We start from the raw sequence: 15569 nt of genomic DNA, 5'->3' as shown, positions 1-15569 counted from the left end.
TGGGTATTATGCCTGTATTTTTAACGACTGGAGAGTATGGGGTTACACCATACGGAGATACTTATTACGGTGGATCAGGCGGGACTCCAGTAAAAATCATTGAACGGATCACCTTTCTCGTTTTTAGTGAACTGGAAGCAGCAAAAGAGGCTGATCTTGCGCAGTTTTCGTTTCAGACATCCTCAACATACCCAGGATTTTTCAGCAACGTTAGAGCGTCCCATGCGGGTTCTGGCACCGTGCAAGTGCAGGGGGATTATATCGCAGAAGACCAGAAAACCATCATTGTCAGGATCAAGTCCAAGGGCGATGCGTCCTTGCCGACCTATGGCAAAGTTGGTGGCGCACGTTACTATTATTCGACCGATGGAGGAGCAAGCTACCACACCAACGGTCTTGAAGGGTACCTGACATCATCAAATCCTTCTGACACTCCAGAATATCTTCGTTCACTTGGCGTTGAAATATCGTTCAGTGATGCGGTTACAGCAGGCATGGATCCGTTTGAGGTGAGTGACGAGTTTTCGTTTATCGGGTACCGTAGTTATTTGCCAGAGCATTTGCTCAACTGGGATAAGAACATGCGCTGGAAGGCAAATGACACACTGGCGTATATTGATGTGGATTTTGGTTCAGGTTCCTGGATGTTGAACGCCTTTGCGCTCCATGACCATAATCTTGATCAAGCCCTGGGCGATAAAATTATTATCAAGGCCACCAATGAGAGCCAAACAAGCAATGGCGAACCCATCCCGAATGCCTGGGGTACCGTTCCGCTTGAGGTGGATATTGGAGCAGAGATTGGTTTTACCAAAAAGCATTGTGCCTATTTATTCAGGGATGGGTTACAGCAGTATCGGTATTGGCGGATAGAGCTTATCACGCACCAGGCACATCCGGTCAAACCGGAGGCAGGGCATATATTTTTAGGGAAGGCCACCCAATTGAGCCGTGACATTAACAAGAATTACGGGTTTGAGACCAGACGTTACACTGAAGATACGGAGTTCAGAACAGGGCAGTCCTTTACCTCCATCCATGGATTAAGAAAGTTTTATCAGGCGGGATTTTCCAATTTGACCGAAGCCGACCGCAACACCATCATTGATATTTGGTATGCCTGCAACCAGGTAGGACTACCGTCCAGGGCGTTTTACACAATCAACCTCCCTTCCTATCCCTCCGATTATTTGTACTCTCTGTTTAACCAGGAGAAGGTTTCTGTGGATTATATCCGGCGAGACCGACTTCAGTGGCAGATCAATCTCAAGGAGGCGTGATGAACCACGAATTTGAGAGATTCAGGCGCAGGTTTGACAGTATTCCGGCATTCACTGCGTATTTGAGGATGGACAGTGGAGGGTTATTGTTTATTCAGGACAGTCGAGCTGCGGAAGAACTGCAAAGCGGGTTGCCCATGGAGGATTTTCTCCCAGAGGATTATGACTTAACGTTTGATGAGCGCACAGACATCCTGATTTTGAAGGAGGAGCGTCTGGTCAAGGTCACAGACGTGACGATTGCAGACGGTGTTCAGGATAATTTGTCCATGAAACGGTCAAAACGGAGTTCTTCCGGGTCAGGATCGGTCACACTGTCAAATCACGATTATTCCATATCCTCATTATGGTCAAAAGAGCCTTTATTGGGGCGTGAAGTCATCGTCAGGTTCGGTTTTATTGGTCTCGCATACATTTACTATGCTGAAGTAAACAGGGGCGTTATCGAGACCGTACAGTATGCGAAAAACAAGGTAATTCTTTCTTTGGGTTGATATGCCATCTTCACTGACAAAAGCTTCGATTGTGCGTGTTGTCCACCGAGCTGCGCTTTTTGGCAATGATACAGAAGATCCGTTTGCGTTCCTCCAGTTCGTGTTTGGCGATTTTGTGGTGGGTATTGACGGGATCGTTCCTCTTGTCAGGATTACGACCAAACGGTATTTTGTGAGCTGGGGTGAATGCCTGGGCATTGAAGCCGTCTATGAAGGCTCTTATGAATTGCTGGAAGTGTTTACCACCGGAATTGATACGATTGACGGAAAGGTTTACACCTACATTGAGTTTTCATACAACAAGACGGCGAAACTGGCAGCCAAGATGCGTGGGATTGTGGATCAGGGAATTTCGGGAAACGGCAAGGCACTCACAAGGCCGGATCACATCATGGCCTATTTGATCCAGTTTTATGGCAATGAACTGTTTGATGTGGTGGACAAAAGCACCTGGTACGGACTCATCAAAGCGTGTGTGACCCAAGGACTCTACATTTCAGGCATCATCAACCGTGATAACTCGTTTGCAGAGTGGTTTGCGGAGATGTTAGAGTATCTTTTTTTTACAGAGATTGAGACAGGCCGGATCACATTTCACTCTGAGACGGGTGGGCGTTCCAGGTTTCCTGTGGCGCATATCAACGCCAATAACGAGTTGACCACGCTTTCCGCAACGGCAACGCTCAAAAACATTTCAAACCTCATTACGGTACAGTACAACCTGAACTGGAGTACCAAACGCTATGACACGCAATCCGAAGACCTTGCGGATCAGGATTCCGTCAATTCCTACGGGGAGAAGTTGTTCAATATTCCCTGGAAATGGGGACGTTCAGAGAGTTTGTCAATTGATATTGCATCCAGGTTCCTGAAGCGGCTCAAAGATCCTCAGTTTATCATTGAGGGAGAAACGTACCGGCATTATTTATCCAATTTGCGGTATGGCGATCTGGTGACGATTACCAGCGATGAGTTGCCACATTTATCAGGATTCCCGTTCAAAAACGCTTTCTGTTCAGTACGGTACGCCCAGCTCTCAACCTCGCAGTCCAAAGTGAAGTACAAGTTGTTTTTTGAGAACTCCTTTGTTCGGCGATACCGAAAGCTGGGCCAACGCATATTTATTTCTACGATCACGGGGGTTACTTCCCTGACAGAGATTGTGTTGGATAACGTCACAGGGTTGACCGAAAATTTTTATATTTATGTGTCTTCCGAGTTCGGCGTGGGGTACGGAATTGTGCTTCGGGTTGAAGGAGATACAGTGTTCATGAAACAGGCTTTTGACACCACTCCAAAAGTTGGTGAAAAAGCCTATTGTTCTACAAGTCCAGATCTGGTATTTTTAGGCAGGCGAAATTATCAGTTAGGTGGCGAGATAGAAGAAACCGTAATTATACAGTATTGATATGGCTGGATCAGACGACAGAAAAGTATTTGAACGAAACGAAGTCCTTTGGTATCCCGAAGGCGGTTGGAGTACATCCACGGGTGACAGTCAGTTAGACATTGACATCAACGGTATGAACGCTGCCGCTGCGTCACTCCAGAGAAGCATAGAAGCCCTGGATCAGAGGTTCAAGGATCTGGGTTTCAATCCATCCTCCCAAGCATTCCAGCAGATCATCCATCCGTTGATTGGACTCTCAGGTGAATCAAGTATCCTGCATCAGTACAGTGACAGGTTGCGGTTTATTTGGAAAACGTCTCTGAATAATTCCCAGCCCACGAATGATGAGCTGGTCAACCGGATTGGTCTTTCTGCTTCCGTGGCATCTCCGCTCCGGATGATGTTAAAGGGGCGGCCTGTCATTCTCACCCAGGATACATATGTCACAGAAGTCAATGGCGGTGGCAACATCACAGTTGAGTACACAGACGAAAGCGGGATCACAGGGCCAACGGATAGAGAATGCTGGGTGTTTGTCGCAGCCAGGGAAAACGTTGTGGACGGAAAGCTTAAACTGAGAGCCTATTTTCGGTTGAGCAATTCGGATCCCTCCGTGTTTCTGGATTCGGACGAGATCCTGTTGTTTTCCTTGAGGTGGGTGTTGATCAAGTATGATGAGTTATTTTTTAAGGAGCAAAACGTCTATACCGGAGGGCAGACTCAGGAAAAATATCAGTTCTACATCAAGGACATTCGAGATTATCAGCACCCCGAACGGTCACACCCTCAGCTTTTTGCGCCCAAGGGCAGCGTCATGCTCTGGAGACCACATTCTTTCAGGGAGTTTCAACACGCCTTTGAACTGACCACGACTTCCACTGGTTTTCCTGCATCTGGTGTTGATAAGTGGTTCGGGAGAGTTGGGTGCTACTGGGAAGGATGGCGTGTGCTTGATGGTCACATGGGAGATTACAACATGAGCAATGCCTTCCCGATGGGATGGGAGGCACACACTGCAAACCCGACAAATTTCGGCGTGTCTGGACAACAGGAAGTTCAGACCGATCCAGAAACGGCAACTGTTCAGGTACAATCCGGTTCAGGAAATACCGTCTCGCTAGGGGGCCACACTCATCCATTTGATGTGACCCCGAAGTATAGTGTTTTTTTCTATCTCATTAAAAATTAGGACGCAAGGAGCGATATGCCAAGCACATTCACAACAGGGGATCTCAGTCTTGAAAAACCGGAAGCAGGAACGACCGTTTGGAAACCCATTGAAGATTCAAACAAGGACAATATTGACACGGCAGTGAGTATCCTCAACCGGCGCATTGGTGGGGCATACGCTTCTGTGGTTGCGATCAAGGCGATTACCGCAGCCAATCGAACAAACGGTATGATGGTGTTATTGACCAACTCCACGCCGTACACGGCTTATCGGTTCCATGCCAGTGATGTCAGCAATGGGGACGATGACACTGTACTGGTTCCAGACACAGGCACAGGACGGTGGAGGAAATATTCCAACCTGACCAACGATCAAATCCTGGCATTAGATGTTGCAGGTGCAAACAACGCCAACAAATTTGCCACAGAATCCAGTGTTGAACATGCGGCATACGGAGCTTCGGTGCCAGACGCAGCGACTCTGAAAGCCATTCCTACTGCCAATATTGGTGACTTTGCAATCCGGTACGTTTCAGGGTTGGGTGCAGAGTATCGGTACATTCCTACCTCAACCGTGGCAGATGACGGAGCCTCGGTTCTCAGGCCCAATGATAATGCAGGTGATGGACGCTGGGAAATTCTGAGCGAATCGAACCCCTCCTTGATCACCCGTTTACTTTCCACCCTGGCGGTGACTTCGGTGAATGACGTTTTTCTTTACGAAACGTCTTTGGATTCAGATGGTGGAGCATGGCGGGAATTAGGTGGCGAAAAGTCATGGTTCAAGGAATATGCGGGTGTGGCTTTGAATCGTGGCGCAAAAGACCGATTCCCCTCTACGGCCTTGCTGGTTGCGGGAGATGATTTTGTCCACATCTATGATCTGGATGGATCGACTGTCAATCTGTGGATGAAATTCACCAAAGCCGCAGACGATACGATGATCGGCTCGACTGTGGATTCAGTGGTTTCCTCTGTGAGAGCAAAAAACGGGTTCTTGTATGTGGGATGCTCTGGATTGGTGGGTGAGTTGTTTGTGATTGATTTCGTCAAAGACACTTCGTACAGGTACAACACCACAGCTTCGTATGCTTCAGAAGCCTTGATTTCGTTAAGGAACCAAACAGTCACAGGCTGGCGACAACTGTCTACGGTCAACAAGTTGACAAGCCCCTCCATCAACGGGATGCACGTTTTTATCAAATCAGGAACAGAGGATGATCCCACACGGAACCTGTCTCAACCGACTGTTGCAATGGCAACCTTGAGCGGCGTGGATGTGTTGCTCCCAGACGGTACCGTGGTCAACATGAAAACCACGGCAGGAGACGACTATTATTTTGTCACAACCGGCCCCGATGAGGAAATCCTGGCAGGGAATGCTACCTCAGCCCGAATTGACGGGTTTGCTTATCCCTATACCACCAGAACGTTCGGCGGTACCGATTATTCCATCAGTACGGCATCAACTCCACCCGTATTATCCAATCCCTCCGCATCCTCTAAAAGTTCAGCATTGAGAAGCCTGGATACTTTCCGTGCGATGGCCTCGGCATCCGGATTGGCATTGTTCAACAAAGAAATGGCGGACTGGATCACGCAAGAATACCAGACGGGATGGATGGTTGGCGATCCGATATTAGCGATCATGAACATGACGGATGTGGCTGATTTGGGGGTTACGGACAGATCAGGAAAAACCAATAATTTTACCAGCAATGGGACGATCACCAAGGAAGTGGTGAACACCGGATGCACTCTGGTTGCCTATAAGGGTTTCAACTCGTTGAACTTCATGAATAAGGCATATGATACGGATTTTGATCTTGGAACAGATGATTTTGCCATCCAGTTTTGGCTCAAAGAACACACAGGACAATCCTCGTTAGAAACGATTGCGATTTATGCCTATTACACCTCCTCATATCAAAATTCAGGGTGGAAAGTGTATGTAGGAACAGACGGTAAATTGCATTTTGAGATCACAAATGATGGGTTTTCAACCTCAGACAAAATCAGTTCATCAAGGTTGGTCAGGACAAACGAATGGATCAGTGTCGTTTTGACCAGGAAAGCAGGTGTGTTGAAAATGTTCATCAATGGCGCCTTGGAAACGGCAGATGTGACTATCACCAATGCTGCGGGAACGCTCACAAACGGATCTGCGACGATTCTTATCGGCCTGGAACACACGGTGTCCAATGCGTTGAGCAATGGAACCCTGTCTCTACTCCGAATTGGAAAAACCACGATTACCGAAGAACAGGCGGCGTTGATCTTCCTCATGGAAAAATACTTGTTCAGTTTGAATTCTAAGGCTGGAATTCTGGGCAATGACATCACGGCGATGGACTTTGACGATTCGACCCAGCAGTTGTATGTTTCCACATCAGCAGGGCTTTCAATTCTCAAAGGTTGTGCGGTGTTGTCCGTTTATGCGGATGTGGCGTATCAATCGTTGGAGACCATTGCGCTGGCACAAAGAACCACCGTCATGGGATCTGGGACATCAGTTTATATTGACGTTCCACAAAAAGATTTGAAAGAAGAGATCACGAAGTTTCAGGGTGTCGCAGCGCAACTCGCCAGCTTCGGCGGTGGTGGCAGTGGCACAGGAGATTCGTTTTCCGATGATGGAATTTATGCCACGTTGTTAGGATCAACTCCGTACAATGAGTTGTATTTTGATATTTTCAACGCCATTGGGACTATTTTGGATGGTACTGCCAGTTATAATTCTGCTGAAAAACGATACGATTTTCAGGTGGGGCAGTACATAATCAAAGAAATTGTAGTTCCAGGCACAGCCATAGACTACAAGTTTTATGTTCACTTGGATACCTTACTCAGTGATGCAAACTTTCAGGTCAGCTATGATGTTGCTGTGGTGTCTGAAGGTGCATATTCAGGATCTTTCACCAACTGCAATGCGGGTGAAACTATTTATCTTTCTGGCGGGTTTTATGGATTGAAGATCAAAATCACGTCACAAACTGCGGAAGATAGTCTGAACAGCTTTGGAGTATTGTATGATTATTTAGGTTTAGTGACATACACATCCAACACCCATTTGTATGAGGATTATGTAGCTCCAAGTAATAAAGGAGCAGGAGATGTCATAGTGATTCCTCACAGTGGAGCTTACACAAAAGATGGAAAATCATTGGAAGTGTATCACAGCTCTGGGTTGAGATACCTTTTAGGTAATCACTATACTGAAACCAATGCCAACAGCATCACATTGACTGCTGCTGGTGCTTTGCTGGCAGGTGAGGTTCTGACCTTCAGAGAGCAATTTGGATATACTGGATTGTCGGATCAGGATGTTTCTCCAACATCAGACGTGGCCTTTAACAGTGTTACTGTGAATGATTCATACACTGATACAATCACCGAGAAGAATCCCGGTTCTGGTATTGCTATCGGCAGTGCATTCACACCTAATAAACGTGATGAAGGCGTTGTTGTTAAGGTGAATGCAACAAATCCACTTTATCAGGTGGATATTGATGCGGATTTCTTGACTGTTTATAATACTGCTGGCTTGGCTCAGGTTTTATCTGCTGTAAATCTAACTGCTGATATTACAGTTTCAGGCGTAAATGGATTGGATACTGGAGCTGAAGCGGTTAATAGTTGGTATTACATCTGGGTGATTTGGAATGGAACAACCACGGCTTCACTTTTGTCTATTTCATCAACAGCACCCACAATGCCATCAGGGTACCTTTTTAAACGTCTTGTGGGGGCTGTTAGAAATACTTCGAGCAATTTCATTCGTTTTCATCAAATTGGGAATCATGTTGGTATGGAATCAGTCACTGTAAAATCCGGTATCACAGCAGCGGGGTCTGTTTCTTTTTCAAGTGAATTCACTCCACAAAGTATCACACACTCAATAAAAATAAGTGTTTATCTTAACGCTGATAATGGTGGTTTAGATGTAACAACTGATAACGATTCAACAACCGCTGGTAATTGTCTTAATTCTATTACGGCATTGTCTGTGGGGACAAGTTCCGAAGTACAAACGAGTGGTGAAATTATAGTTTATAGCGATTACTTAAAATACTATACAGGAGGGACTGTGGATTCAGGGTCTATTTATTTGCGTGGATATGTGTATAAACTTTTTTAAGGTTTTTATGAAATACCTCCAATCATCGCATCATCAATAACATCCTGTGCTTAACACTTCCACAGCGTTAAGCACAAAAAATTTACAACATTGTCTCAGACACAAAGGAATTTATGCCCATTATTAAAAAAGTAAGTGACCATCGTTTCAGTAAAGAAATGTCTGGAGATGAGCAGACTTCGCCAGCTTTGTCCACATTCCAGTCTCAGATTGATAATGTTAAGAATGCTCTTGGTCTTGATGTAGGGGATGATGTTGTAATCCCTACTGGACGAAATCTGGAAGTCGTGGATACAGTTAAGTTCAATACAATCACTGAGAAAGTTCCTGGTTCTGGTATTGCTATTGGAAGCTCATTCACACCTAATAAACGTGATGAAAATATTGCAGTTTATCAAGTGCCCAATAGCCCAGATGACGATGTTGTTGTTACAGCAGATTATGTGACTGTTTATAATGCCTCTGGTTTGGCGTTGGTTCTAAGTTCAGTGAATGAGTTGATGGACAGCAGTGCCGTGGCAGGAGCAAATTCTATTGACACAGGAGATTTTGCAAATGGCTGGTATTACATGCACGTCATATATGGCACATCTGGAACCTCCTGTGTAGCATCAAAAAGTAAAAAGACGTTTGGTGGTCTTAATGATGGAAGTGCTGTCAATTCCGGAATTGCTATGCCTTCAGGCTACACATTCGGACGACAAGTAGGGACAGCATTTTATTGTCAGGGTAATGCAAGTGATGTTATCATTAGACAATTCGTCCATCAACAAGAAGGAGATTCTACATCTGGGCTTTGGGAACCCGACCTATCTGATATAGGTGGCGGTTTCAATTCATCTTTAGCTTTGGATGGTCTTGGGAAATTTATTAGAGTTGGTGGCAGTATTAACTTCAGTGCTAAATATTTTGCTTCCAATGTAAGTGGTGGGTCCGGCGTGAATGGCTTTAATTTTATACTTCCAACTCCTTGTGATTACCCTGGCAGTAGTCCAGCGTACACCGCATTGATTGGAGTTATCCAAATGATTCCTGCAACTACAAACAACAATCCACAGGGGACTGGAAGGGTAGTAGCAACTGATGTCAACAGAGGTCAAACTGTTGCTTATTATGCGTATTCAGATGGGTATCATATTCAAGTTACTGGCACATACAAGGTGAACACTAATTATTAAATGTCAGATATTGCCATTCTGTATTTGGAATTTTCGATATTTTAAGGGGAAAAATATGAAATACCTACTCATCATTGCATTATTCATTACATCCTGTGCTGACAATCCATTCATTCCAGAAGGGAAGAAGCATATCGAACAGAGGAGATTGTTGAGTTATGGGAAGGATACAAACAGTTACAGGACACGAACGGGAGGCTATTCCGCCATCCGGAACTTGCAGATGGAAAGCAGACAACTTCAATCAGCAAGGACGGAATAGTTGGATTCATGTTCCTCGGTGCAGTGATTGCGGAATCGGATTGCACGCAGATTTATACACAATACCAAAAAACGTTAGAACTCTTTGCAAAATATGTAGTGGCAAACAGTTACGAAATGGGGATCGGACATACTGATCCATCTGTGACCTATTTATCAGATCGTCACGTTCTCAGGATGGTGATGAAGTTATACGGTCTGTCAACTGAAGGAATCGACTTCAAGACCTCTGCTCACGATCTTGAATATTCAGCAAAGATTGCTCCTACAATTTTCAAGTACAATCTGCACTGTAAAGCTGGTAATAATGATGCTTGTAAAGTTGCTGTCACAGATTCGTTTGTAAATCATCTCACTTTCTTGACCAACTACATTGCCAATGTTGATGCAAGACTGAATCAAAATCCTCAATATACTGTAAGTCAAACACTCGAATATCTAGGATACATTGCCTCCTCTGGTGTTGAGGATCACTATGAGAATCATCTCTATCTTGGAGCGTATTGGAAACTGACAGGCCAATCCACAGATGTAGTAAGTCTCTACCTGCTTGTGGGATTCCCTGATGAAACAAATGAGACTAATGCTGTATATCAATGGGGTTGCTCAGATTTTATTTGGCAGCGCACACCGTATGAAGAATGCTCTGGTGCGTCAAGAGACTATACAGGAATTGACTTCTTGATTGCATATGCTTTGACGAGATAAATGGAGACTGAAAGACAAGGAGGCTGGTCTATTCATGAAAGTCCTTGGACAAAATGGTATCGAATGGAACAGACACCACGATGTCATGATTGTGACCTTAAACTTCATTCTCTGACCTATGCAAAGATTGAGGGGAATAAAATCTTCTGCTCTGTATGTGGTAGCAAACGGGAAAGAATGACTGGTAATGATTTACTTTTTGGATAGATAACCATGATTATTGAAATATGTGATACCTGTAATGCTCATGACCAAAAACTTGAGAAATTTGGGAACCTCCGTCTCTGCATTGATTGCTACAGTCAACTTCTTGGCGTTGTCAGACGAGCAGTCTCATTATTGAGAACAAAAGCTGGAGAATTACCGTATAAAAAGTATCAAAGGGAGTTCCTCCCTGAAGGATACCATGTCCTCACTGAGGCAGAAGTGGATGCTCTTTTGAGGGGTATGGCAGGTGCAGAAGATGGCAACGATAACGAACAGGCAACTATGTAAATAAAAAAGAGATTGGCGCTGTTTTATACTCTCAGCATGATGCTGACATACAAGGGGAGGACGTATGAACAAGGGATGGTTCATTATAATGGCGCAGTTTGTCCACACTTCAGCCTTTGCTGAAGACATGTCTGAGTCGCAGATAAAAGAAGTGATTCCTTTTTTGCAGAACTTCACATCAGCGATTTCGCACCTTGAGCATTCGGGCGAATATGGCCCTTTTCTGGTCACAATTGTTTATTTAGCAATTCTCTTCACCTTCATTTATCTGTTCAAGATCCCCCTATCCTATGCCTACCGATATTTGACATCCAAAGACCAGTCAGCGGATGCGCAAGCCACATTATTGAGGGTAATCTCCCAGGAAATTGACAACATCAACGAAAAGCTGATCGAGTTGCTGACGCTTGATGACAGATTACAGAGCCTCTCTGTGACCTCAGTCAACCACATTTCCGAAAAGATTTCCGCAAAAGTCAAAGACCTGCAAGCTCAGTTGGAGAGGGCCACGGTTGATATAAAACGTAAGATTGACCACGAATTTTTTTATCTGAAGGACAAGCAACGGGTTTTGAGCCAGCATGATGTTGTTCTTCTGCTGAGGCTCACGTTGCGGTTGTTTGGGTATGAGGTGGTGGAACGGTGCATGGAACGGAAGTATCTTTTGTTGGGTACAACGAATCGTCATGAAGCGGTGGATGGTCTTATCCATGAAGCTGAAATGAGTGCGCTCACCTCGTTGGACAATATCCCCGTGAGACATCCTGAAGACGGTGAGCTGATTATGCTGATACACCTACTCAGGAAAGATTTGGATATTGTTGTGGAATCGGTCAAGGCGGTTATCAATACCAGGTATGCAGGCATTGAGCAACACCCGAACCAGCTAGAAGTGGTCGAGGATTTTTACAAGGGGCTTCACAGCTTTATTTTCCAGACCATCAATCAGTTTTTAATGACCACAGAAACGAAATTTGTAGGAGTTGAAGAGTATGAAAAAATCGGACAACAAGGACGTTGAGACAAGTCCACGGAAGGACACTCTTGTTCTATATAAACTTGGCATCCAGGTCTTTCTGGTGTTTGCGTCACACTGGTTAATCCTGGGCACATTTAATGGGGGGTGATATGATTATTTCGGTAATTCGAGAAAAACGTGGTCACAATAGCACCTTGGGGAAGGTGTATGTGGATGGTGAGTTCCAGTGTTTTTCGCTGGAGGACGAGTATCGGAAAGAAAAGAAAGCTGGTGAGACCAGGATCCCTGGTGGCGTTTACCCTCTAGCCTTTCGTAAAGAAGGGGGATTCTATGCCAAGTATTGCAAGATGTTCAATGGGGAGCATCCGATTTTATGGATAAAAGATGTGCCTGGGTTTGAGTGGATATATTTTCACATCGGGAACTACCACACGGACACAGATGGCTGCATCCTGTTAGGCGATGGCTACACTGAAACGTTCAATGGTTCCTATTACAGTCACACGGTGCTTTCGTCCAAATCTGCGTACACCATATTTTATGAAAAGGTCAGCCGGGAACTCAAGCTGGGAAATGCGGTGAGCGTTGCTGTGATTGATTTTGACCGGAGTTCACGGATGGTATAACACCAGCAAAAGAGGGGAGAATGTTACGGAAGACAAAAGCGTATGACGCATGGAATGCGTTGATTTGCTGCAAGCTGAGTGCAGCGGCGTATGAGACAGACCGAAAAAAAGTCATTTCCTTATTCACAGAATATGGTTTCAGCGAATGTTTTTTACTCTTTGAAACAGAATCGGAATGCGTCATCGCCCATAATGGCAATGATCAAATCATTGTGGCATTCACAGGCACAGAGTCCTGGTATGATGCCATGTCTGACATTAAAGTAGACAAGCTATACACTCCCCATGGCGGGATACATTCGGGCTTCAGCTATATGCTCAATGTGGTGTATCCGCAAATTATCGAGATACTTTCCCGCATTTCCACAGGTAAAAGCATCTGGATCACAGGGCACAGTCTTGGTGGTGCCCTGGCGTTGTTACTCACCTATCACCTGCACATCAACAATCAGTTTACCGCCTGTTATCAAAGCACGTACACGTTCGGCTGTCCCAGGGTTGGTGACTCGAATTTTGTGAAATATATTTCCAGGACGTTTGCGTATTCCGTATTTCATGTGGTCAATCACTTGGATGTTGTGACCAGGATACCGCCACGGATAATGGGGTATCACGCTTTGAATGAGCGTATCGTGTATATTGATGGTGATTGCGAAATTCATTTTGATAAGTTGTGGTGGGAGCAATTTCTTGGGCGGTTTCAAGGAACATGGCAACACAAACTCCTACTGACGAATGGCCTGAAAGATCATCTCATTTCGGAATATGTCGAACAACTCGAAAAACTGGCAAGGAAACAATGACGTTCGATGAAGCAACCCAGATTTTACGTCAAGAATCGCGGCTCTTTTCAGGGTTTACGCAAGAAATGCTGGACGATATGGGCGACATGGCAGTGCTGGGTAGTTGTAAAGCTGGGACAAGGCTCATGATTCAAGGCGAGGTCAATTATTATATTTATTTTTTGCTTTCCGGGTCTGTAACCGTACAGGTGAATGGAAATCCCCTTTACCAGTTATGCCGGTGTGGAGATGTTTTCGGAGAGATGTCATGCCTCAACCGGCAACCAGTATCAGCGGATATTTTTGCTGAGACAGATGTGTCGTTTTTGAAGTTGGATTTTGAAATGGCGAATTTCCAGTACGAGTCTGTGCTACTGTTCAAGGTGATGAGCATGATTCTTTCGGACAAGCTCCGATTAACCACCGCCAAAATTGAATGTTTTCGAGAATTTGTGAGTCAGGCACAGCGGGTAAATGTCACTTTGAGTGATATTGCCAGGGAGGAAGGCATGTCACTGTTTGAATATTTTGACTCGAAGCACAAACATGCTGATTGCGAATTTTATCTGCACATCAAAGATTTGTTGTTAGCCATGAGAAAGGCAGGAGACCATGAGTAAGACTGAAAATAGCACCAGAGAAGTTGAAGACATAGAGGTTTTGCAACGGCATTTTTTAAGGATGCAGTATTTGATAATCAAAGAGTTTTTGAAACAGCTCCCGCCAGAAAAACACGAATCGTTCCACGATTTCTGGGCGAGACAGGAAGCGCAGCACTTCCGTGAGTGCTGTGATTACTGTCTTGAGTTAAAAACTGAATAAAATCAAATGATTAAATCAGTATTTCTTGTATTCGGCAACGATGCGTTGAAAGTCTTCTTCTGTCACTGAGGCCAGTAAATCATCCAGCGCACGGAGAAAGCTCAATGCACCCTTGATTTCATAGCGTTTGTTTTTTTCGTCTATCCGGCGTTTTACGGGCAGGTTCGGGTAAGCCACAAACCTGTAAGTTCTATCCCGCTCCACCAATTGTTTTTTCTGGTTGTCGGTATCGGCCTCTTTAATGCGGAGCAGCTCCTCATTGCTGATATGATCCACGGCATCCAGCAGATCCCTCTGGACGGACAACAGTCGGACTGAAACCACTTCCCGCAGGTAACGGATGAGGTTTGAACGTTTGGAATCCAGCACATGCCAGGCACTATGCTTGTCGAGCATTTTAATGATGGCCACATCATCATAGGCGGTGGCTTTCGATTGCTGCATGACCACCTCACAAACAAAATCCACAAACGGTTTGTCTCGGTACCGCTCAAAAATAGGATCCTGGAAGTACAGTGTCCGGTAGTGATGGATAAAGAGCAGGATTTTAAGCCCGTTGCGTTTCAGGCCGTGTGTCTGCTGTTCAAGGTATTGGTAGCCCTGGATGAGCGTGGAGAGGGTTGGGAGGTCTTCGAGTTCTTCGGGCGTATGGGTACTGTCGATCAGGATTTGGTTGTTTAGTTCGATGAGTTGAGTATCAAGCATAAGTCCTCTGGAGTTATGTTGTTGAATAATTGAAGGCAATCCGCATTAGATAGAACAGTTAAAGCAAAATCGCAAAAATATTTTATTTTGAGCTGGCCCCTGTTGAAATTGTTAGATACTCACCTCTTGGTATCCCTTGCGAGCTTTGGCATAGGCCAGGTACCCGATTTTGTCCAGGGCTTGCTCCTGAGTGGGATAACCGAACGGGATCAACCGCCCTTGTTTTCCGCACCGGCCCCGCCAAGTTTCGACAACCCAGATGCCATTGACTTGTTCCAGCTTTATTTTGTAGAACTTGTCATGATGGACGGTTTTGTTGTTTTGTATGGTTTGCCCATGATGCTCGAAATAGCGAATGGCTTGCATAAAACCTCCACTCAAAAATGCGTTAAAAATAAGTTAAAAATGAATCCTGTTCCACCGTCAACCGAAACCGTTTTTTGTCAATTTCAGGGGGGGTTACTCACCCTTGAATCCGGAATGAATCCGGAATGAAAAATGACACTTTGTTAAAAATATAATAAAAACAATATGTTGCAGT

General features: G+C 45.0%; 15 protein-coding genes. 13 read left to right on the top strand and 2 right to left on the bottom strand.

The window, feature by feature from the left end:
* Window positions 1-8 precede the first annotated feature (8 nt).
* The 13 genes from HQM11_07630 (at window position 9) to HQM11_07570 (ending at window position 14323) form a co-directional block, all read left to right on the top strand.
* A complete protein-coding gene (locus HQM11_07630) occupies window positions 9-1280 on the top strand; it encodes a hypothetical protein (protein MBF0350888.1) in 1272 nt (423 codons plus the stop codon).
* Window positions 1280-1774, top strand: a complete 495-nt coding sequence (locus tag HQM11_07625) for a hypothetical protein (protein ID MBF0350887.1) — start codon at window positions 1280-1282, stop codon at window positions 1772-1774. The genes HQM11_07630 and HQM11_07625 overlap by 1 nt, the downstream gene beginning before the upstream one ends.
* Window position 1775: 1 nt before the next feature.
* The gene (locus tag HQM11_07620) at window positions 1776-3182 is read left to right on the top strand and encodes a hypothetical protein (protein ID MBF0350886.1); all 1407 of its coding nucleotides are present in this window, start codon (window positions 1776-1778) and stop codon (window positions 3180-3182) included.
* Between the two features lies 1 nt (window position 3183).
* A complete protein-coding gene (locus tag HQM11_07615; protein ID MBF0350885.1) occupies window positions 3184-4353 on the top strand; it encodes a hypothetical protein in 1170 nt (389 codons plus the stop codon).
* 15 nt (window positions 4354-4368) lie between these two features.
* On the top strand, window positions 4369-8472 hold the full coding sequence (locus HQM11_07610) for a LamG domain-containing protein (protein ID MBF0350884.1): 4104 nt from the start codon (window positions 4369-4371) through the stop codon (window positions 8470-8472).
* Between the two features lie 113 nt (window positions 8473-8585).
* Window positions 8586-9650 (top strand): hypothetical protein, encoded by a 1065-nt coding sequence (locus tag HQM11_07605; protein MBF0350883.1) that lies wholly within the window; start codon window positions 8586-8588, stop codon window positions 9648-9650.
* Window positions 9651-9920: 270 nt separating this feature from the next.
* Window positions 9921-10619, top strand: a complete 699-nt coding sequence (locus HQM11_07600) for a hypothetical protein (GenBank protein ID MBF0350882.1) — start codon at window positions 9921-9923, stop codon at window positions 10617-10619.
* Window positions 10620-10832: 213 nt separating this feature from the next.
* Window positions 10833-11114 (top strand): hypothetical protein, encoded by a 282-nt coding sequence (locus tag HQM11_07595; protein ID MBF0350881.1) that lies wholly within the window; start codon window positions 10833-10835, stop codon window positions 11112-11114.
* Between the two features lie 64 nt (window positions 11115-11178).
* Window positions 11179-12135: a hypothetical protein gene (locus HQM11_07590; GenBank protein MBF0350880.1), complete on the top strand. Its 957-nt coding sequence runs from the start codon at window positions 11179-11181 to the stop codon at window positions 12133-12135.
* 107 nt (window positions 12136-12242) lie between these two features.
* On the top strand, window positions 12243-12719 hold the full coding sequence (locus HQM11_07585) for a hypothetical protein (GenBank protein ID MBF0350879.1): 477 nt from the start codon (window positions 12243-12245) through the stop codon (window positions 12717-12719).
* A gap of 20 nt (window positions 12720-12739) precedes the next feature.
* A complete protein-coding gene (locus HQM11_07580; protein ID MBF0350878.1) occupies window positions 12740-13522 on the top strand; it encodes a lipase family protein in 783 nt (260 codons plus the stop codon).
* Window positions 13519-14121, top strand: coding sequence for a cyclic nucleotide-binding domain-containing protein (locus tag HQM11_07575; GenBank protein ID MBF0350877.1), 603 nt, complete (start codon window positions 13519-13521; stop codon window positions 14119-14121). Before HQM11_07580 ends, HQM11_07575 begins: the two co-directional genes overlap by 4 nt.
* A complete protein-coding gene (locus tag HQM11_07570) occupies window positions 14114-14323 on the top strand; it encodes a hypothetical protein (protein ID MBF0350876.1) in 210 nt (69 codons plus the stop codon). Before HQM11_07575 ends, HQM11_07570 begins: the two co-directional genes overlap by 8 nt.
* 15 nt (window positions 14324-14338) lie before the next feature.
* Here the strand turns inward: HQM11_07570 and HQM11_07565 are convergent, their stop codons facing one another.
* Both HQM11_07565 and HQM11_07560 read right to left on the bottom strand, forming a co-directional pair.
* Window positions 14339-15028, bottom strand: coding sequence for a hypothetical protein (locus tag HQM11_07565; GenBank protein ID MBF0350875.1), 690 nt, complete (start codon window positions 15026-15028; stop codon window positions 14339-14341).
* Between the two features lie 111 nt (window positions 15029-15139).
* Window positions 15140-15394: a WGR domain-containing protein gene (locus tag HQM11_07560; protein MBF0350874.1), complete on the bottom strand. Its 255-nt coding sequence runs from the start codon at window positions 15392-15394 to the stop codon at window positions 15140-15142.
* Window positions 15395-15569: the final 175 nt, after the last annotated feature.

The organism is SAR324 cluster bacterium (assembly GCA_015232315.1).
Taxonomy (GTDB): domain Bacteria; phylum SAR324; class SAR324; order SAR324; family NAC60-12; genus JADFZZ01.
This window is presented reverse-complemented; position numbering and strand designations above follow the sequence as displayed.